Genomic DNA, 19,947 nt, shown 5'->3' on the forward strand with positions numbered 1-19,947 from the left:
GAAGTTAAAAACAGAAAGGCGGCGATTATATGGTTGATTATACAGAAGGAACGGGAAAACAGTACCACACAGGAATCGGTCCGGAGGATATCGGCGGATATGTCATCATGCCGGGGGACCCCAAGCGATGCAAGAAGATAGCAGAACATTTTGAGAATCCTGTGTTAGTTGCGGATAATCGTGAATATACCACATATACGGGAACCATCGATGGGGTAAAAGTCAGTGTGACGTCAACCGGCATCGGTGGTCCGTCAGCGGCTATTGCTATCGAGGAGTTATCCAAGTGCGGAGCCCATACTTTTCTGCGTGTAGGCACCTGTGGCGGTATGCAGGAGGATGTACTGGGCGGAGATATCGTAGTTGCAAGCGGAGCTATCCGCATGGAAGGAACCAGCAGAGAGTACGCTCCCATTGAGTACCCGGCTGTTCCCCATGTGGATGTTATGAATGCCATGATCCGTGCAGCGAAGAAGCTGAAGTTCCGCTGTCATGCGGGCGTTGTACAGTCGAAGGATTCCTTCTTTGGACAGCATGAGCCGGAGGTGATGCCGGTCAGCTACGAGCTTGAAAATAAGTGGCAGGCGTGGCTTCGGATGGGATGCCTGGCATCGGAGATGGAGTCAGCAGCACTGTTTATCGCAGGCAGCTTCCTTCGGGTGCGTGTAGGTGCCTGCTTCCTGGTTCTGGCTAATCAGGAGCGGGCGAAAAAAGGCCTGTCCAATGAACAGGCCCATGATACAGAGGCAGCGATCCGGACAGCGGTGGAAGCCATCCGTATCTTGATTCAGGAGGATGCGAAGAATGAATAATGAGAGGATAGAAACACTCATCGAGGAAGCATTCGCAGCACGGAAAATGGCCTATACACCCTATTCTCATTTTCAGGTGGGGGCGGCTCTGCTGACTGAAAAAGGCGGGATTTACCGTGGCTGCAATATTGAAAATGCGGCCTATACACCGACAAACTGCGCGGAACGCACTGCCTTTTTTAAGGCAGTCAGTGAGGGTGAACGCAGCTTCACAGCGATTGCAGTTGTGGGAGGCCCGGAAGGAGCTTCGGAATTTGACTGGTGTGCGCCCTGTGGCGTGTGTCGTCAGGTGATGAAGGAATTCTGCCATGAGGATGCGTTTCAGATCATTCTGGCACGTTCGGTGAAGGAATATAAGGTCTATACACTGGCGGAGCTTCTACCGATGGGATTCGGACCGGATAATTTGCAGTAGGAATGCCGATTGCCTCATAAAGCTGGTATGCAGGTGTCAAAGACCCGCGCACTGTAATCTTACAGTTTCATTAATATAACTTAATATATTGGAACACCTTTTGACATTGCAAAAAAAACAGGGTACACTGTATGACAGGCGGGGATGGATTCACCATTTCCGCCTGTATTCAGAAGAAAAAGCGGACGCAGGTCCGATGAAAAATAGAAAAAGTGTGGGGAGTTTGGACGGATGGCTCAGAAAGAGTGGAAACGGGAAGAAATGAAACAGAATCAGGGAAGAACAGAGCAGAACCAGAGAAAAAAGGTTCAGAAAAAGACAGGGTATAGGGCAGTGCTGGCGGCTTCGATGTTTTTGATTGCTGCTTCGGCAGCCCTGTCAGCGTGCAAAAAATCACCGGCGGCTGAGACAACAGCGCAGACACAGGCGGCAGAGGAAACGGAGGGCGCGGTCAGCACGGCGCTCGGAGCGGCGGATCGGGTGCTGGAGGAGAATGGCATGCTGTACCTCAAATACCGCACGGAGATCCGTTCCCTTTCGAAGGAGACAGGCGAGATGAAGACGCTCTGCCAGTTTGACACGGGAGAGGAAAACAGCACCTTCTGGGTCTACGGAGGCGGGCTGTATTTTGATCGGATACAGGCGGAGAGTGGCAGCACACAGGGCACGGAGCTTTATGGGCTGTACCGGCTGGATTTGGAGAGCGGTGTGGAAGAGCATTTAGCGGATCTGACGGATCAGCCGTCGGTGCTCTATGCGTCAAAGAACCGCCTGTATGTCAAGGGTTACAACATGAATGTCATTTATACGCTCGATGAGAATGGCAAAACAGCGGGAGAGTTGTCACCGTCAGACACGATCTACGGGGAGATTCCGGCAGGCTGCAGCGAGCTGTTTAATGGGATTCTTCCATATTATACGGAACAGTTTGGGTATATGCCGGTGCAGAATGAAACCTGCCTGGTGATTGCGGATGTGGACGGCAGCCATCCGAGGGAGATTTCGGATATTACGAATACATCGTCGGTGCTGTTTGCGAAGGACGCATTTTTTGCCCTGCTTCGGGATGGCAATGGAAATACGCAGTGTTACCGCTATGAGGTCTCTGACCCGGAGAAACGGACGCTTTTATATGAGACGGCGGAAAATATCAGCCTGGTGCAGTATCAGGGCGGATATTTGTACCTGATGGAAAATCAGGCGTCCCAGATCAGCACGGGAAAGTATTCGTTTAAGCGGATTGCGGCGGATGCTAAGGCAGATGCAGCGGCAAATGCCGCCGAGGCGCAGAATGCGCTTTTTACGGTCGAGGAAGAGCCGGGCATGACGAATGATTTTTCTATGTATGGTAATTTTTATGTGACGGGAAATCAGGCATACTGCCAGCAGTTTAAGGATTACGGCGTTTATCTGGGCGAAAAAACGCTGGATGATGCGGCAGGCGGGGAAGTGACGTTGTTAGAGCCGGTTCTGTTCCAGTCTCCGATCCGGGAGCTGGGGCATGTCGAGGCGCAGTCGGAGACGTTAAAGAGTGCAGATGGAAGCCGGGAGCTGGGAAGTGTGTACGCAGAACGGCTGGTATTTGACGGAGAGGGCGATGCGGTCGAGGCGATGAACCAGACGATGCAGGAGCTGCAGGCGTCGGTTCTGTCGGCGGCGCGGACGGATTCCATGAATCTTGATACGGAGATGAGCATCGATACAGCGGAAACGGACGGATCGGAGGAAGAGGTACTTCCGCAGGAGGCGGATGCAGCGCAGCCGATCTATTCGATGGCGCTTACGATCGACGGAGATGACGCGATTACGTATCTGGATGATCATTATGTCTGCGTCCGTGCGGATGGATACGAATATACGGGCGGCGCACACGGAACGCCGTTCCGCCAGTATTTTGTCTTTGACCGGGAAACGGGGGCACGCCTGTCTTTGAGCGATGTGGTTGAGAATCCGGTGGAGGAGCTGCAGGCGAAGGTTGGTGCGGCATTCCGGGAGCTGGCGGAAAAGACAAATTTTGCCTTTGAATCACCGGAGGATCTGGAACATACGGTGGCAGACGGCATCAGCTACGAATCGCCGTTTTATCTGAGCGAGACGGGCGTGGTTTTCTATTATGCGCCGTATGAGATTGCATCGTATGCGGAAGGATTCCCGGAGGTAACAATTCCGTACAGCGAGTTAGAAATGCGGATTGAACTTAGCAAGTAGGAATTTTCTGAACTGCAACAAATGCGGATTGCCCTTAAGTAGAGAGCTTGAAGTTGAGGAAAAAATCGCTTATAATACTCCATAGAAAAATAGTGTCGAACGAATCTGAAAGAATGGCACAGGATGAGGAGGAAGCAGCATGAAGACAGTTGTTAAGGAAAATGCGAACGGCGGCAAAGGACAGGTAGTTGTAAAATACATTCTGGATGACAATGAGTTAAATGCAAAATGTAAGATGTTTGCCGAGGTAACGATCGCACCGGGATGTTCCCTGGGCTATCATGAGCACCACGGCGAGAGCGAGACGTATTATATCATCAAGGGACAGGGCGAGTACGATGACAATGGAACGAAACGTCCGGTTACCGTCGGCGATAAGACCTTCACGCCGGATGGCTGTGGTCATGGCATTGCCAATACCGGAGATGAAGATCTGGTCTTTATGGCATTGATCCAGCTGGATTAAGAGTGAAGAACAAAACAGAAAAAGGTAACGGTTCACAGTAACCAAAAAAGGCGCTGGCACGGGAAGTGGTTCGATGTGTCGGCGCTTTTTGCCATATATGTCCGGAAAATGTCTATATGTTTAAGCGGAAAAAATTGGAAATCAAAAAAACAGTGGCTCAAAGAAAGAAAAAGGAGGTGTGCCTGCGTGAAACTATTTCATCTTTCTGATCTGCATATCGGGAAAATGTTAAATGGCTATAGCCTGCGCGAGAGCCAGAAGAATGCGTTTTTGCAGATACTTAAATATGCGGAGGAAGAGAAGCCGGATGCGATTCTGATATGCGGGGATATTTATGATAAATCGGTCCCGGCGGGGGAAGCGTATACGCTTTTTGACTGGTTTCTGACCGAGCTATCCGGGCGCTGTCCGGGGACGGAGATCCTGATCATTGCGGGAAATCACGATTCACCGGAGCGGCTGGCGTATGGCGCATCGTTTCTGGCACGCCACCGGATCCATATCGCGGCGCTGCCGCCGGCAGATCGGACGGAGTATTTAAAGCAGGTCACACTTACAGATGAGTGGGGACCGGTTCATTTTTATCTGGTACCGTTTATCCGTCCGGGTCATGTGCGCCATTTGTTTGACACCAATGGTTATACCGATGCATTCCAGAAACTCCTGGCGCGGGAGACGATCCGGAAGCAGGAGCGCAATGTGGTTCTGGCGCACCAGTTTTTTGTCTGGAACGGTCAGAATCCGGAAGCCTGCGATTCGGAGACGGCGGTGCTGACCTCCGGAGGATTGGATGCGATCGATGCGTCGGTGCTGGAACCCTTTGAATATGCGGCGTTAGGGCATATCCACGGGGCACAGAAGGTAGGGCAGGAGCGGTTTTGCTATTGTGGGACGCCGTACAAATATTCGATCAGTGAAGAACATCATCAGAAGGGGATCACGGTGGTGGAACTGGGAGAAAAAGGAAGTGAGCCTCAGATCCGCCGTCTGCCGATTCTCTGTCATCCCGATGTAAAGCGCGTGCGGGGGACACTGGAAGAACTCAAGCTGCTTTCAGATACGATGGAAAAGATGCCGGATGGAAGCGGACGCGCGGACGCGTATGTGAGCGTGGTCCTGACGGACGAAAAAGAAATGTACGATTTCCGGGAACGCCTGGAGGAGTTATTTGCGCATATTTTGGAGATCCGGGTGGACAATGAGAGGACGCGGAAACGACTGGAGGAAGAACCGGAGGAAACAGGGGCGGTGACGCCGTTTCAGGCATTTGCCTCTTTTTATGAGGCGGTGCGCCACTGCCCGATGACAGAGGAACAGGAGACGATTCTGGCGCGCATGGTGGAAGAGGCAGAGGAGGAGGAACGCGTATGAAACCGAAGCTGCTTACAATGTCGGCGTTTGGCTCTTATGGGGGCGTGACGCAGATTGATTTCGAACGGGCAGGGACGGGATTGTTCCTGATCACGGGCGATACGGGGGCAGGCAAAACGACAATCTTTGACGCGATCTCGTTTGCGCTCTACGGGGCGGCGAGCGGCGCCGGGAGAGAGGGCGCGATGCTTCGCAGCCAGTATGCACCGGAGGACGCGGAGACCTGGGTGGAACTGACGTTTGAGGATAAGGGGCAGGATTATACGATCCGCCGCAGTCCGGCATACACGCGCCTCAGCAAGCGGAAAAATAAGGACGGCGCATACACGGCGACGAGTGTGGCGCCGAAAGCGTCTCTGCTTTTGCCGGATGGAAGTGAGATGTCCGGCCGGATCCGTGAGATCGATGAGAAGATCCGGGCGATCGTGGGCGTGGACCGCGATCAGTTTTCGCAGATCGCGATGATCGCGCAGGGCGAATACATCCGTCTGCTCCATGCATCCTCCAAAGAAAGAAAAGAGATATTTTCGCGCATTTTCCATACCGGGATCTACGGTAGAATCCAGCAGAAGCTGCGGGAGGCAGATCGGACGCTGTATGGAAGGCTGGAGGATAACAAGACCCGGTGCGAGGAAGTCATCCGGCAGGTGACGGTTCCCAGGACGGAGGAGGCGGTAGCTTCGGAGTGGGAAGAAAGATGGCAGTCTTTGAAAGAGCGGTACCGGACAAATGGAGCGGAACTGCTTGCATTTCTGCATCAGTTGTCGGAGGAAAGCCGGAGGATCGAGGAAGAGGCGGGGAGACTGGAAGAGAATGCAATCCAGAAGCTTGCCGCCGGACAGAACCATCTGGAGCTTGTGAAAAAGGAAAAACGGGTACTGGAAGAAAAGAGCCGTTTGGAAGCATTTGGACGGGAGATGGAGGCTAGGCGCCGGGAAGCTGCCGCAGCCTATGAGAGCCGGAAACCGGAGCTGGAGGATCAGATCCGGCGGATGCAGGATGCGCTTCCGCTCTATGCGGAGCAGGAGAAAAAACGGCAGGCATATGAAACTTTGGAACATCAGCGGACGGCTCTGACCCAAAACCTGAAAAAAATGCAGAATCAGCTGGAAACGTGCCGTACACAGGAAGAAATACTTCGAAACCAGGAGCGGGAGGCGGTAGAGGCGCGCGCTGCCCTGGCAGAATGCCGGGGACGGCGGGAGCAGATGGAACGGCGCCAGGCGGTTTTGCAGGAGTTAGGGAAATGCTGTGAAGCGGAGCGGACATGGAGGAAGTCACTGGAAAAACGCCAGGAAAAATTTCAGGCAGCCGCGCGGGCGTACCAGCAGTCAGATCAGTTGTATCAGGACGCGTCCTGCCGCTTTCTGGCGATGCAGGCGGGACTTCTGGCGGCAGAGCTGCAAGAAGGAAAACCGTGCCCGGTCTGCGGCTCGCTGGAACACCCGGCTCCCTGCCGTCTGGAGACAGAGCCGATCCGGGAGGAACAGGTAGAAGCGCTGCGTGCCGGGCGGGATGATGCCGATCAGAAGCAGAGGACAGCCGCTGAGGCGTGCCAGGAGGCGCAGATCTCGCTGGAACATGAGAGCAGACGGCGGATAGAGATCCAGGGAAAACTGTACGGTCAAAATCAGGACAGCCCGGCAGTCCAGCCGGATGTGGATGCTCTGGAGAAGGAGCTACGGCAGATGGCACAGGAAATCCGGCGATGCAGGCAGGCGGAAACCACTTATACTGACCGGATTGCCATGGAAGAAACGATTCGGCAGAAACGGGAGGCGAACGGAGCCGGACAGAAGAAGCTGGAAGCTGCGCTGGAGCTTAAAAGAAGTGAGGTGCAGCAGGCGGCGATCGAGAGCCAGACGAGACGTAATGAGCTGGAGGAACTCTCGAAGCGGCTGGAGTGGAAAGACAGCCGGACACTCCGGGTGGAGCTTGAGAAGCGCAGCCGGGAGCTGGAAACACTTGCAGAGGCGGTGACAGCGGCTGATAAGAAAGCACAGGAGTGCCGGGAAAAATGTCGGGAGCTGGAGGGAAGCTTATCTTCGCTCCGGGAGCATATGGAAGCAGATTCGGAAACAGATCCGGAAGAAAAAATCCAGCAGGCGATCCGGCATTGGGAAGAGGAAAAAAAGCGCTGGTCGCGGCTTCACCGGGAACATGTGTCGGTGCGGACGCGCAACGAGGATGCATATGCGGCACTTCGGGTGTATCTGCAGGAACGGGAGCAGCTTGACCGGGAAAAACAGCAGATCAGCGAGCTTTACCAGACGGCGGACGGAAAACTGAGCGGCGCGGCGCGGATCGATTTCCAGACGTATGTACAGCGCCAGTATTTCCGCCAGATGATACAGGCAGCTAACCGCCGCCTGCGCCGGATGACGAAAGGAACCTTTGAACTTCAATGCCGCGGTCTGGCTGATCTGGGAAAACAGGGAGAAGTGGGACTTGACCTGGATGTCTACAGCTTTGTGACTGACCGGGTCCGGGACGTCAAAACACTGTCCGGTGGAGAATCCTTTCTGGCGGCGCTTGCGATGGCGCTCGGCATGGCGGATGTCATCCAGAATGCGGCAGGCAGCGTGAAGGTGGATGCGATGTTCATTGATGAGGGGTTTGGTTCCCTGGATGAGGAATCACGGACGCGGGCGGTTCAGGTGCTGCAGGAACTGTCCGGAGGAAAACGCCTGATCGGCATCATTTCCCATGTGACGGAACTGAAAGAGGAGATGGGACACAAGCTGGTGGTAAAAAAAGGAAATGGCGGAAGCCAGGTGCATTGGGAGATAGAAGATTAGTATGACGGCGCAGAGCCGTTGTGTGACGAAAGAAAAGAGGCTATTTACATATGACAATCGTAATTCCAGGGATGGTGACGTTATCGCTCTTATCTCTGTTCTACTGCAGTATGCTGCCGGAGACGGGGCGAAAGACGAGAATGCAGGCATTTGAGCGGCAATACATCGCCCACCGGGGATTTCATGACAACCGGAGTGAATGTCCGGAAAATTCGCTCCCGGCGTTTGAGCGCGCGATCCAGATGGGATATGGGATCGAGCTGGATGTACAGCTGACAAAAGACGGGGTTCCGGTCGTATTTCACGACTGGGATCTGAAGCGGGCGGCGGGCGTTGACCGGAAGATACGCGACTGTACCTTTGAAGAGCTGCAAAGCTATCGTTTGTTTGGTTCATCCCAGACGATACCGGCCTTTGAGGCAGTGCTTGAGCTGGCGGATGGACGCACACCGCTTATCATCGAGCTGAAAGCGGAGATTGTCCACCGGGAGCTGTGCGAGAAGTGCGCGGCGCTTTTAGATCGTTATCCGGGTGAGTACTGCATCGAATCGTTCAGTCCGCTGGCACTCGGCTGGTTTAAGCGCCATCGTCCGAATGTTTTGCGCGGACAGCTTGCGACCAATCACCGCGGCGAGGGATTGAAAACGCCGGTCATTGTGCGGGAGATGCTTACATACTGTATGCTGAACGGATTTTGCAGACCGGATTTCATTGCGTACAACTGCCAGTTCAGCAACACGCTTCCGGTGGAAATGCTGCGCTATTTCTACAAATGTAAGATGGCGGCGTGGACGATCAAAAACCAGGGTGAATTAAACCGGCACCGGAAACAGTTTGATGTTTTTATTTTTGACAGCTTCGAGCCGGATCAATTCGTGAATTTTAACAAAAAACATCCTAAAAGATAGTGAGAAAGTCCTAAATTATGCTGGAAAAGTTGATTTTCTATGAAAATCTGCTATAATGGCTAGGACAATTTAATAATGAGAGATTATTACGAATTCGAGAGGACAAAGATATGAAAAAGAAACAGCTTCTTTCAGGCGTAATGGCACTTTTGTTATCTGCTTCACTCTGTGCATGCGGAGGCAGCAAGACAGCAGAAGGCACCTCAGAAGCAGCTGGCGAGTCCAGCGAAGCAGAAACCAGTAATACTCTTTCAGAAGGAACACCAGTACCAGGCGGCAGCGTTGTGTATGGCATGACGCAGGATCTGGCTAGTCTTGACCCCCATGTAGATACGGACGCAGGAACTAGAGACGTGGTTTTCAATTTGTACGAAGGGCTTGTAAAGCCTACTTCCGATGGCGGATTTATTCCGGCTGTTGCCAGCGATTATACCATTTCCGATGATGCAAAGACTTATACTTTCACATTGAGAGATGGCATCACATTCCATGACGGCACACCGGTTACCATCGAAGATGTCAAATATTCCATCGATCGTTATGCGGAGATTCAGGGCGAATCCTCCGCTTTTTCTTCGCTTGTAGATAGTGTAGAGGTGCAGGATGACAAGACACTGGTTGTAAACCTGAAAGAAAGTTATTCAGAGTTTCTTCCGATGATGACGATTGCCATCATTCCGCAGTCCAACGAGGACCCGGCAGGCAATCCGATCGGTACCGGCCCATTCAAATATGTTTCCTACACACCGGGACAGAACCTGGAGCTGGAAAAATATGATGGCTACTGGCAGGAGGGCGTTCCGAGCCTGGACAGCGTGGAATTTAAATTTATTGCCGATGTGGACACCGCATTTGTAGAGCTGCAGGCAGGCACCATCGACATTCTGAAATATTTAACCGCCGCACAGGCGGAGACGCTGGGCGATGAAGATTACAACATCGTACAGGGAAGCATGAACCTCGTCCATGCGATGTACTTAAACAGCGCTTACGAGCCGCTTTCCAAGACAGAGGTGCGTCAGGCACTCTGCTATGCGGTAGACCGCGATGCGATCAACAACTTTATTTTCGGCGGAAAGAGCCACATCATCGGCTCCCATATGATTCCGGCAATGTCGAAATACTATGAGCCGGAAGCAGAGACCGTATACAGCTACGATCCGGAGAAGGCAAAAGAGCTTCTGGCAGATGCCGGATATGCAGATGGCTTTGATCTGGAAATCACCGTTCCGAGCTCATACAGCCAGCACGTAGACAGCGCGCAGATCATCGCGGATGAGCTGTCTCAGGTCGGCATCAACGTGACCTTAAATCAGGTTGAGTGGAGCACCTGGCTGCAGGATGTATACAAGGGAGGCAACTTCCAGGCGACCGTCATCGGTTTTGACGGAACGCTGGCACCAAGCGACTGGCTCAAGAAATATGTGACAGACGATGCGAAGAACTTCATGCATTACTCCAACACTGAGTACGACGATGTATTTAATACAGCATACACAACCGTTGATGACGATGTAAAAGTAGAAAACTACAAGAAGGCGCAGATGATCCTGGCGGAGGATGCGGCAGCCGTTTACATCGAAGATCCGGCGAACCTCGTAGCAGTCAGCAAGAAGTTTGGCGGCTACACCTTCTACCCGACGGCAGCAGAGGATATGTCCCTGTTATATCAGGTAGAGCAGTAAAATATACAGTTACAATCCAGCAAATTCCTGTTGCTACCACGTTTTCTTACGGCACTTTCGGTTCCAAAAGTGCCTGCCCGTGAACAGTAACCAGGAAATAACAACAGAATAAGAAGCGGTAAACGCAGGAGGGAATTATGAAATTCTTTATAAAAAAACTGATAACTCTCATTATCACATTGTTGGTCATATCCTTCCTGACGTTTACCGCTTTTTCTGTGATTCCGGGCGATGCGGCACTTTCCAGGCTGGGAAAGGACGCGACGGAAGAGCAGTTAGAGCGGGCGCGGGATGAGATGGGATTAAACGATCCACTTCTGGAGCGGTATGGAAGATGGGTGACCGATGCGATGCAGGGGGATTTCGGGGAGTCCTACCGGTATGAGGGAACCTCAGTCCGCTCCCTTCTGGCACAGCGGCTTCCGGTCACGGTGCTTCTGGCAGTCATTTCCCTGCTCATCATCACGGTGATTTCAGTTCCGCTCGGAATCCTGAGTGCCCGGTTTGCCGGGAAATGGGTCGATACGCTGACGAACTGCCTGACGCAGATTCTGATGGCGGTGCCGTCATTCTTTCTCGGCATGATCCTGACCTACGTGTTTGGACTGATTCTTCATATGTTCCAGCCGGGTAAATTTATTGAACCGTCGGAAAATTTCGGAAAGTCTGCACAGTACCTTTTATTTCCGGCGCTCGCGGTGGCGCTGCCGAAGATTGCGATGGTGGTGAAATTCCTGCGAAGCTCGATTCTGACCGAGATGAACCGGGAATACGTGCGGACTGCCTACAGCCGCGGCAATACGGAAACGGCGGTATTGTACGGGCATGTGCTGAAAAATGCGATGATTCCGGTTGTGACGTTCTTTGCGATGGTAATCGCGGAGATCCTTGCCGGCAGCATCGTGGCGGAGCAGGTGTTCAGCGTGCCGGGAATCGGAAGACTTCTGATCAGCTCGATCTCCAACCGCGATTATCCGGTTGTGCAGGCGATCGTGCTGTATATCACATCGGTGGTCGTACTTATCAATTTTGCGGTTGATATGATTTATCAGGTTTTGGATCCGAGAGTCCGGACGGCGGAAGAATAGAGGGAAGACGAATGAAACGAAAGAATTATAATCTGATGATAGGGGGCGCGATCACGCTGTTCTTTCTGGCAGTTGCCCTGATCGGACAGTTCTGGACGCCGTATGGGACGACGACGATGGACTCCATGGCAGTCAATCTGGCGCCGTGTGCAGCACACCCGCTGGGAACGGATAACTTCGGGCGCGATATTTTGAGCCGTGTGATGGCGGGAAGCGGCAGCACCTTTTTTGTGGCAGTCTGCACGGTTCTGATCGGGTGTGTGTTTGGCACGATCGTCGGTGCGCTGACCGGCTATTTCGGCGGCTTTTTCGATAACCTGATCATGCGTTTCAATGATATCCTTTTATCGTTTCCGAGCATTCTTCTGGCGCTTATCTTCATCAGCCTGACGAAGCCGGGAAGCTACAACATCATTCTGGCGCTGGGAATCCTTTTTATCCCGAGTTTTGCCCGGATCGTCCGCAGTGAGGTGATCCGGTGCCGGGAACTGGATTTTGTCAAGAGTGCGCGGATCCTTGGCGCAGGGCATATCCGGATTATTTTCGCCCATATTCTGCCGAATGCGGCGGTCAGCCTTTTGACGGCGGCGGCGATCGGATTTAACAATGCGGTGCTGGCGGAGGCGAGTATGAGTTATCTGGGACTGGGAATCCAGCCGCCGGAGCCGAGTCTCGGGAGAATGCTTTACGAAGCGCAGTCGTACCTGTTCAATGCGCCGTGGTACGCGATCGGACCGGGCGTGACGATCATCCTGATTATTCTGGGATTCAGCATGGTGAGCGAGGGGCTGCGCTCGATGCAGCAGTAAGGAGGCGAAAAGATGGAACCATTGGTTGAGATAAAAAATCTGTCGATCCGTTTTCCAGAAGGAAATTCGACCTTTGAGGCAGTCAAGGGCATCAGCTTTTCGATCGGAAAAGGCGAGATCGTCGGAGTAGTCGGCGAGTCAGGGTCAGGAAAATCCATGAGTGCGCTTGCACTGATGGGGCTGCTTCCGAAGGACGCCGAGATTGCCTCCGGATCGCTCTGTTTTCAGGGAGAAGATCTGGTGACCATGAAACCGGAAAAGCGAAGACAGCTATGCGGCAGCAAAATGGCGATGGTCTTTCAGGAGCCGATGACCTCCTTAAATCCGGTATTGAAAATCGAACGGCAGGTCGGGGAAAGCCTGCGGATCCATACGAAACTCGGAAATGCTGAGATCCATGAACGGGTGGTGCAGGCACTCTCAGAAGTCGGTCTGCCGGACCCGGAGGGGCTGTGCGGTAAATACCCGCATGAGCTTTCCGGCGGCATGCGCCAGCGTGTGATGATCGCGCAGGCGATGATCAATTCCCCGAGTCTTCTGATTGCGGATGAGCCGACGACAGCGTTAGACTGTGTCGTTCAGGCACAGATCCTGGAGCTTCTGCGGAATATCCACCGGACCAAGGGAACGTCGATTCTCTTTATTTCCCATGATCTGAATGTTGTGCGTGCGCTCTGCAGCCGTGTGATCGTGGTTTATAAGGGCGAGATCGTGGAAGAAGGGCAGACGGAAGACGTCCTTCTGCATCCGAAGCATGAATATACGCGCCATCTGGTGGCGTCGATTCCGGAGGGAGAAAAAGGGGAAAGCTCCGGCGGGGAGATCCTGCGCCTGACGGATTTGAACGTATTTTACGATGTGCGTGGCGGTCTGTTCCGCAAAAAAGAAAAAAAACACGTAATTCACGATCTGAACCTGTCGGCAAGAGAGGGAGAGATTGTGGGGATCGTGGGCGAGAGCGGCTGCGGCAAATCGACGCTCAGCAAGACGATCCTGGGACTTCACGACAATTATACGGGTGAGGTGAAGGTGCGTGACGGCGTCCGTCCGCAGATGGTATTTCAGGATCCGGCGGGATCGCTCAACCCGGCGCGGACGATCGGATGGATTCTGGAAGAACCGCTGCGCCTGCGCGGCATCAGGGACCGCACAGAGCGCAGGCAGCTAGTGAAGGAAATGCTTGAAAATGTCGGACTGGACGAGTCCTTTGCGGCGCGCCATCCGAGAGAGCTTTCTGGCGGTCAGAAACAGCGCATCAGCATCGGCGTGGCCCTTCTCATGGATCCGCGCCTGGTGATCGCGGATGAGCCTGTTTCGGCGCTTGATGTGACGGTCCAGTCCCAGATTTTGAACCTGCTTTTGAAGCTGCACGCCGAAAAGCAGATGACCATCCTCTTTATTTCCCACGATCTGAACGTCGTGCGCGGGCTCTGCAGCCGTGTCATGGTCATTTACAGGGGTGTGATTGTGGAAGAAGGTCTGGCAGAAGAGATCTATGAGCATCCGGCGCACCCGTACACGAAACTTCTGCTGGAAGCGGCGATCGGCGGGGATACAATGGAACTGGATGCGGAGGCAGGAAAGCAGAGTGCGGAGCCGGAGAGAGACAGCCGGATGGAAAAACCAGAGCGGGGACAGACGAAAGAGAACCTTTTGGAAAATCAGGAAAAAGAGCGGTTCGTCCAGAATGCACCAAAGAAGATAGAGGGCAGTGGGGAGAAGTGTATCTTTTATGAGCGCTGTCCGAAGAGAAGAGAGGCGTGTGCCCATGTGCCGCTGTCACCGGAGGCAGTACAACTTTCAAGGACACACTGGGCGCGGTGTATTCAGATAGAAGCATAATCTGATAAGCTGAAATAGAGAAAAACGAAATAGCAGCCGAAAAAAGACAGACGGTTCGGCCTATGCCAGGGAAAGCGGCATGGCTCGAATCGTCTGTCAATGTTTTTTCCTGCGGTGGGAAATCAAAGTGCGCGGCTGCTCACTGGAAGAATCCTGCTGCCCCTGCTGTGCCTCACCGGAAAGCTGCAGCGGCTCCCGGCGGTGCCGGAGTGAATGGTAAAAAAGCCAGATCAGATCCACCAGGGCGATCAGAAACGCACATCCGGCTAATAGATGAAATACCTCATGCGTCAGGGCGGGATACGGCAGAGCGGATATGATATAAGGAGAAGTCATGTTCCGCAGGGAGCTTACCGTCCAGGAGAGACTGTCCGCCATCGTCTGGAGAAGAGATTCATAGGTATCCTCGTTCAGGCGGATCAAACGCCCGTTTAATGAAAGTGCTTTGCGTTCGGGCGGCTCTGGATAGCCGGAAGACGGATCGAGCAGATAGAAATGGCAGGTTCCATTTTCCAGAGAGTAATAATAATATCCGGTCTCTTTCTTTCCATCGTAGGCAGCGCACCCTGTATAATATAAGGAAGGAGCGTTCACCGAGACATAGGGCTGAGCCGGGTTATAAAAATCTTCAAACTTGCACTGGCTGTTTATCGGCCGCGGGGAGTGTGAATTTTCCCCGGCATTCTGCCACAGGAGCAGGATGGACGCGATCAGCACCAGCGCCGGAAGCCACATCTGCCGGCGGTAAAAACGGCGGCTTTTGATGGGGGAATGTTTTTGTTTTTCAGTCAAATTTTTCATACGCTCTAGTATAGTCAGTTCTGCGTGGAACGTCAAGAGTTAGTGTATACGACAAAATCCTGTTGCCACCACGTTTTCTTACGGCACGTTCGGTTCCAAAAGTGCCTACCTGTAAACAATTACTCCATTCCTGGTCATCTGCGCGTGCTTTTTCAATTATTCTTGCAAACAGGGCGAAAAATTGCTATGATGGGAGTGCTGGCATCGGAAGGAGATTGTGCAGTAGGGGAAAGCTTTCGGTGCATGGCAGTCATTTTTGCATTGGCAATATAGAAGGAGAGGCTAAATGGACGCTTACACGAGTTTTGCGGAAGTATATGATATGTTTATGGATAATATTCCCTATGAGGACTGGTGCGGGTACCTGACTTCTCTTTTAAAGGAATATGGGATCGACGACGGTCTGGTTTTGGATCTGGGATGTGGAACCGGCACGCTGACGGAGCTTCTGGCAAAGGAAGGCTATGATATGATCGGCGTGGATGTCTCGGAGGATATGCTGCAGGAAGCAATCGAAAAACGGGCAGAATCCGGGCTGCCAATTTTGTATTTATTGCAGGATATGCGTGAATTTGAATTGTACGGGACGGTCCGGGCGGTCGTGAGTATCTGCGATTCGCTGAATTATATTCTGGATTATGACGATCTGGCGCACGTATTTTCGCTGGTCAACAATTATCTGGATCCGAAGGGAATGTTCATTTTCGACCTGAACACGGAGGCAAAGTTTCAGGCAATGGGAAGTGAGACGATCGCGGAGGTGCGCGACGAGGGGAGCTTCATCTGGGAAAATGAGTATGATGAAGAGGAGAAAATTAACTCCTACGATCTGACGCTCTTTATCCGCGAGGAGGATGACTTATACCGCCGCTATCAGGAGACGCATTTTGAGCGCGCGTGGTCGTTGGACGAGATAAAAAAGGCGCTCACAGAGGCGGGCATGGAATTTGTGGCGGCGTATGACGCATTTACGAAGAATGCGCCGCGAAAAGAGAGCGACCGAATCTATGTGGTTGCGAGAGAACATGGAAAAGAGGTATAAATGATGGAAAAGATAAAAGCAGGTGAAATAACGGGACAGACCGGAGATTATATGCTCCGTGCGACGGCGGCGAATGGTCAGATCCGCGCATTTGCGGCGACTTCCCGTGATCTGGTGGAGAAAGCCAGACAGGCGCACAATACCAGCCCGGTGGCGACCGCAGCGCTGGGACGCCTGATGACGGCAGGGGTCATGATGGGATCGATGATGAAAGCGGACAGTGATCTTTTAACCATCCGGGTCGAGGGCGATGGTCCGATCGGCGGTCTGACGGTGACAGCTGATAAGAACGGCAATGTCAAGGGCTACGCGTTCCACCCGGAGGTAATGCTGCCGCCGAATGCGAAGGGCAAGCTGGATGTGGGCGGTGCGCTGGGAGTCGGCGTCTTGAGCGTAATCCAGGATATCGGTTTGAAAGAGCCGTATGTGGGACAGACGATCCTGGTAACGGGTGAGATTGCGGAAGATCTGACTTATTACTATGCGACCTCCGAGCAGACTCCGTCCTCCGTGGCACTGGGCGTTCTGATGAATAAAGAAAATACGGTGCGCCAGGCAGGCGGATTTATCATCCAGCTTCTTCCGGGAGCAGAGGAGGCGACGATCGCGGCACTTGAAAAGACGATCGGTGAGTTGGAGCCGGTGACGACGATGTTAAATAAGGGAATGACCCCGGAGGATATTCTGGAGCTGATTTTAGGACAATTTGGTCTGGAGATTCTGGATAAGATGCCGATTCAGTTTACCTGCAACTGCACCAAGAGCCGTGTAGAAAAGGCGCTGATCAGCATCGGCGGCAAGGAGCTGCAGGAGATGATCGACGAGGGCAAGAGCATCGAAGTCAACTGCCAGTTCTGCAACAAGCACTATGAATTTAGTGTGGATGAGCTGAAAAAATTGTACGAGAAAGCTAAGAAGTAAAAAGAAATGAGATAATAGATATGGCTGCTGTGCGGAAAAAGGATATTTGGATATGTTCCGCATGGCAGGACAGAAAAAAAGGTCACTGTTCACACATGTGTGAGCAGTGACGAAAAAAGGGATACTGCCGAAGCAGTATCCCTTTTTATAATCACTTTACTTAGATCAATATAACGTATTCGCAAAATATATATCAAACATATTTGGAAAACAGGTACACTGGAAAGTTGATGATTAAAGCTTGGTTACGTTAGTAGCCTGCGGTCCCTTAGCACCGTTAACAACTTCGAACTCTACCTGAGCGCCTTCCTCAAGAGACTTGAAGCCTTCCATGTTCAGTCCGGAGTAGTGAACGAATACATCGTTGCCCTGCTCGTCGCAGATAAATCCGTAACCTTTCTGGTTGTTGAACCACTTTACAGTACCTCTGTTCATATGATACCTCCAAAAAAATATAAAAAATAGTGATGGCCGCATGGATTTACGACCTGTTCCAAGAATAGCATAGTTTCATATTGATGTCAAACGTTTTCGCATAAAATTTCTGGAAATTCAGACATTTAAAAATAGTTAAATTTTTGTGGAAAATAAGGGCATTTGTTACTGTACACACATGTGTCCCAGTAACGGGTATTTTCCAGAAAGCCGCGAAAGAAAGTGGGGTTGTCAAACCAGAATACGGGGGGTAAAATAGGAGGAAAGAAAAGGGGAAAGAGGTAGGAAAATGAATTATATTTACAATGCGTATCATCATTTTTTGACGATCACGAAACATAAATGCGAGGTCATGAAAAACTGCTTTGCGGTAGGGCTGTACCGCCAGGGACTTCTGCACGACCTCTCCAAGTATTCCTGGGAGGAATTTGTGACCGGCGTTAAATATTATCAGGGAAACCGCAGCCCAAATGCAGCGGAAAAAGAAGAAAAGGGCTATTCGGCGGCATGGCTGCACCACAAGGGACGCAACAAACATCATTTCGAATACTGGATCGATTTTGCACCGGACAAGTCCTGGGGGCTTGTCGGCAATAAAATGCCCCTTCGCTATCTGATCGAGATGGTAATGGACCGGATTGCCGCGTCGAAGGTTTATAAGGGAAAAGATTATACGGATGCGTGTGCGTGGGAATACTTTGAAAGAGGCAGAGATTTTGTCGTGATGCACCCGAGGACAAAGTACCAGCTGGAATATCTCCTCACGATGCTGAAAGAGCAGGGCGAGGAGAGAACCTTTGCGTTCATCCGGGCGCTGCTTGCGCGGGAGAGGGCGAAAGAACAGGCAGTCCGGAGAAAACGGATGGGACACGTGATCCGGGAGATAAGAGAGCGTGGACGGGTGCTGTAATTTATAAGGACAATTCTCTCAGATAATTATGTAAGTACAGCACTGCCGTCTCTGGATCTGTGAAAAGCTGTTCTGAATACGGCACAAACAGCTGCTTACTCTTATAGTCTGCTTTCAGGCATTCATGCCACATCGGAGTGCCATCTGCAAGAAGCGGCTGCGGCACAAACAGCCCGGCTGCGCGGGTGTAGCACGTTTTGGCGGTTGCCTTCTTGCGGGCGGAGCGATCCACATACTGACCGACACTTTTGTGGATGGCGCAGTCCTCGTAGATCATATAGTAATAATTCTCATAATCGCTGTAAAATCGTTTCAGTTCCCCGGAATATAATGGGAGGTCGAGCGTCAGGCGGTTTCCTTCCGCCGACAGCTCCAGCTCACCGATAGAAAACTGGAATCCACTTGTCAGAGAGACGGGGCTTTCATAGTGAAGCAGCAGGTGCTTTTCTGAGTTTCCGTCCGCATATGGGATATCACGGCTTTCTGAACCTTTGAAAGAAAAATCGCCGGTCAGAAAGTCCGGGTAGGCGAGAATCGGCAGAATCTGCGGCATTCCCTTTAAGTCATCCTCGTTATGGAGAATCAGAAGGTGTTTCAGCAGCTCAGAGTGCGTCTGTAAATATTCACCGTAAACCTCGATGAGCTGACCGCCGTTGTACTTATCTTCGCGGGCAATGCCGAGGAACCGCTCGATGCTTTTCTGTTTCAGATTTTCAAGTCCCAGCAATTTCTTTAATGGGCGTATTTTCTTATAAATATCAAAACTTTCAACCGCTTCAAAATTCCAGTCCTTTTTATAAAAAACACAGCGTTTCGTCAGAAATGGAATGTCAAACCCGTCGCCGTTGAAATGGACGAGGATGCGCTTTGTCCGGAGAAGTGCAAAAAAAGCGTCGAGAACCTCTTCCTCCGCATCCCTCGTCTCGGCAAAATACTGGGTCAGAATCCAGGTGTTTCCGTCGTGCCAGACGCAGCCGATCAGATAGACCGAGGCGTAGTCGCCGGAAAAGCCGGTTGTCTCGATATCGAAAAAGAGCAGATCGGAGATAGCTCCTAACCGTTTGGGCGGATAAGAGGAAGTAAAGGTCAGCGGATTTTGAATGGTGATCATTTGGCAGTATCCTCCTGTGTCGGTTTATAATGTCCGCCCCAGATCCGCATTGCGTCGGGGATTGGTTTCAGACTGTAACCTATGGCGTTATTATAAATTCATCGGAAGTGAAAAGCAACCGTTTAAAATGATAAAACAATAACACACCCGGTATCGTGAAATATCCGTTCTGGCAGTTGAGTAAAAAGAAAAACAATTTGTAAACCTTCAGTGGTACAAGTTTGGCAATCTTTTGAAATTCCGATATACTAGAAAATGTCGGAAGTGACAGCGGGATATGTGGTTGTACCAATATGGCAATTTGGGAATTTTTGGCGGAAAGACT

17 protein-coding genes are annotated in these 19,947 nt (G+C 51.8%); 14 read left to right on the forward strand and 3 right to left on the reverse strand.

From position 1 onward, the window contains the following. Positions 1-29: 29 nt before the first annotated feature. The 11 genes from udp to PG862_RS05330 all read left to right on the forward strand — a co-directional run bounded on the left by udp (position 30) and on the right by PG862_RS05330 (position 14,402). Positions 30-812 (forward strand): uridine phosphorylase, encoded by a 783-nt coding sequence (udp, locus tag PG862_RS05280; RefSeq protein WP_118472069.1) that lies wholly within the window; start codon positions 30-32, stop codon positions 810-812. Beyond that, positions 805-1,227, forward strand: a complete 423-nt coding sequence (gene cdd / locus PG862_RS05285; RefSeq protein WP_118293287.1) for a cytidine deaminase — start codon at positions 805-807, stop codon at positions 1,225-1,227. Before udp ends, cdd begins: the two co-directional genes overlap by 8 nt. Positions 1,228-1,458: 231 nt before the next feature. After that, positions 1,459-3,435 carry an RsiV family protein gene (locus PG862_RS05290; protein WP_270706749.1) on the forward strand — a complete coding sequence of 659 codons (1,977 nt, stop codon included), beginning with the start codon at positions 1,459-1,461 and terminating at the stop codon, positions 3,433-3,435. 139 nt (positions 3,436-3,574) lie between these two features. After that, a complete protein-coding gene (locus PG862_RS05295; RefSeq protein WP_107000176.1) occupies positions 3,575-3,901 on the forward strand; it encodes a cupin domain-containing protein in 327 nt (108 codons plus the stop codon). Between the two features lie 186 nt (positions 3,902-4,087). Continuing rightward, positions 4,088-5,272: an exonuclease SbcCD subunit D gene (locus PG862_RS05300; protein WP_270706750.1), complete on the forward strand. Its 1,185-nt coding sequence runs from the start codon at positions 4,088-4,090 to the stop codon at positions 5,270-5,272. Continuing rightward, positions 5,269-8,070 (forward strand): SMC family ATPase, encoded by a 2,802-nt coding sequence (locus PG862_RS05305; RefSeq protein WP_270706751.1) that lies wholly within the window; start codon positions 5,269-5,271, stop codon positions 8,068-8,070. Before PG862_RS05300 ends, PG862_RS05305 begins: the two co-directional genes overlap by 4 nt. Before the next feature lie 50 nt (positions 8,071-8,120). Next, positions 8,121-8,978, forward strand: coding sequence for a glycerophosphodiester phosphodiesterase family protein (locus PG862_RS05310; RefSeq protein WP_270706753.1), 858 nt, complete (start codon positions 8,121-8,123; stop codon positions 8,976-8,978). Between the two features lie 110 nt (positions 8,979-9,088). Further along, positions 9,089-10,663, forward strand: coding sequence for an ABC transporter substrate-binding protein (locus PG862_RS05315; RefSeq protein WP_117796409.1), 1,575 nt, complete (start codon positions 9,089-9,091; stop codon positions 10,661-10,663). Between the two features lie 137 nt (positions 10,664-10,800). Beyond that, the gene (locus PG862_RS05320; protein WP_022359791.1) at positions 10,801-11,751 is read left to right on the forward strand and encodes an ABC transporter permease; all 951 of its coding nucleotides are present in this window, start codon (positions 10,801-10,803) and stop codon (positions 11,749-11,751) included. Positions 11,752-11,762: 11 nt separating this feature from the next. Continuing rightward, positions 11,763-12,560, forward strand: a complete 798-nt coding sequence (locus PG862_RS05325) for an ABC transporter permease (RefSeq protein WP_107000170.1) — start codon at positions 11,763-11,765, stop codon at positions 12,558-12,560. Between the two features lie 12 nt (positions 12,561-12,572). Next, positions 12,573-14,402: an ABC transporter ATP-binding protein gene (locus tag PG862_RS05330; protein WP_270706755.1), complete on the forward strand. Its 1,830-nt coding sequence runs from the start codon at positions 12,573-12,575 to the stop codon at positions 14,400-14,402. Positions 14,403-14,498: 96 nt separating this feature from the next. On the opposite strand, the gene PG862_RS05335 is transcribed toward PG862_RS05330, so the two are convergent. Next, the gene (locus PG862_RS05335; protein WP_107000168.1) at positions 14,499-15,203 is read right to left on the reverse strand and encodes a hypothetical protein; all 705 of its coding nucleotides are present in this window, start codon (positions 15,201-15,203) and stop codon (positions 14,499-14,501) included. A 286-nt stretch (positions 15,204-15,489) separates the two neighbouring features. Here PG862_RS05335 and PG862_RS05340 point away from each other — a divergent pair, with 286 nt between their 5' ends. Beyond that, positions 15,490-16,245, forward strand: a complete 756-nt coding sequence (locus PG862_RS05340) for a class I SAM-dependent DNA methyltransferase (protein WP_118749540.1) — start codon at positions 15,490-15,492, stop codon at positions 16,243-16,245. Further along, positions 16,246-17,166 (forward strand): Hsp33 family molecular chaperone HslO, encoded by a 921-nt coding sequence (gene hslO / locus PG862_RS05345; RefSeq protein ID WP_333489824.1) that lies wholly within the window; start codon positions 16,246-16,248, stop codon positions 17,164-17,166. Positions 17,167-17,400: 234 nt separating this feature from the next. On the opposite strand, the gene PG862_RS05350 is transcribed toward hslO, so the two are convergent. Continuing rightward, on the reverse strand, positions 17,401-17,601 hold the full coding sequence (locus PG862_RS05350) for a cold-shock protein (protein ID WP_022359797.1): 201 nt from the start codon (positions 17,599-17,601) through the stop codon (positions 17,401-17,403). Between the two features lie 289 nt (positions 17,602-17,890). Here PG862_RS05350 and PG862_RS05355 point away from each other — a divergent pair, with 289 nt between their 5' ends. Continuing rightward, positions 17,891-18,511 (forward strand): DUF5662 family protein, encoded by a 621-nt coding sequence (locus PG862_RS05355; protein ID WP_243099712.1) that lies wholly within the window; start codon positions 17,891-17,893, stop codon positions 18,509-18,511. 1 nt (position 18,512) lies between these two features. Here the strand turns inward: PG862_RS05355 and PG862_RS05360 are convergent, their stop codons facing one another. Continuing rightward, positions 18,513-19,622 carry a ribonuclease H-like domain-containing protein gene (locus PG862_RS05360; protein ID WP_118523527.1) on the reverse strand — a complete coding sequence of 370 codons (1,110 nt, stop codon included), beginning with the start codon at positions 19,620-19,622 and terminating at the stop codon, positions 18,513-18,515. Positions 19,623-19,947 lie beyond the last annotated feature (325 nt).

This window comes from Clostridium fessum, assembly GCF_027698965.1.
GTDB lineage: Bacteria > Bacillota > Clostridia > Lachnospirales > Lachnospiraceae > Otoolea > Otoolea fessa.

Coding starts and splice junctions, on each gene's coding strand:
- udp (WP_118472069.1), top strand. CDS start 30: ATGGTTGATTATACAGAAGGAACGGGAAAACAGTACCACACAGGAATC.
- cdd (WP_118293287.1), top strand. CDS start 805: ATGAATAATGAGAGGATAGAAACACTCATCGAGGAAGCATTCGCAGCA.
- PG862_RS05290 (WP_270706749.1), top strand. CDS start 1,459: ATGGCTCAGAAAGAGTGGAAACGGGAAGAAATGAAACAGAATCAGGGA.
- PG862_RS05295 (WP_107000176.1), top strand. CDS start 3,575: ATGAAGACAGTTGTTAAGGAAAATGCGAACGGCGGCAAAGGACAGGTA.
- PG862_RS05305 (WP_270706751.1), top strand. CDS start 5,269: ATGAAACCGAAGCTGCTTACAATGTCGGCGTTTGGCTCTTATGGGGGC.
- PG862_RS05310 (WP_270706753.1), top strand. CDS start 8,121: ATGACAATCGTAATTCCAGGGATGGTGACGTTATCGCTCTTATCTCTG.
- PG862_RS05315 (WP_117796409.1), top strand. CDS start 9,089: ATGAAAAAGAAACAGCTTCTTTCAGGCGTAATGGCACTTTTGTTATCT.
- PG862_RS05320 (WP_022359791.1), top strand. CDS start 10,801: ATGAAATTCTTTATAAAAAAACTGATAACTCTCATTATCACATTGTTG.
- PG862_RS05325 (WP_107000170.1), top strand. CDS start 11,763: ATGAAACGAAAGAATTATAATCTGATGATAGGGGGCGCGATCACGCTG.
- PG862_RS05330 (WP_270706755.1), top strand. CDS start 12,573: ATGGAACCATTGGTTGAGATAAAAAATCTGTCGATCCGTTTTCCAGAA.
- PG862_RS05335 (WP_107000168.1), bottom strand. CDS start 15,203: ATGAAAAATTTGACTGAAAAACAAAAACATTCCCCCATCAAAAGCCGC.
- PG862_RS05340 (WP_118749540.1), top strand. CDS start 15,490: ATGGACGCTTACACGAGTTTTGCGGAAGTATATGATATGTTTATGGAT.
- hslO (WP_333489824.1), top strand. CDS start 16,246: ATGATGGAAAAGATAAAAGCAGGTGAAATAACGGGACAGACCGGAGAT.
- PG862_RS05350 (WP_022359797.1), bottom strand. CDS start 17,601: ATGAACAGAGGTACTGTAAAGTGGTTCAACAACCAGAAAGGTTACGGA.
- PG862_RS05355 (WP_243099712.1), top strand. CDS start 17,891: ATGAATTATATTTACAATGCGTATCATCATTTTTTGACGATCACGAAA.
- PG862_RS05360 (WP_118523527.1), bottom strand. CDS start 19,622: ATGATCACCATTCAAAATCCGCTGACCTTTACTTCCTCTTATCCGCCC.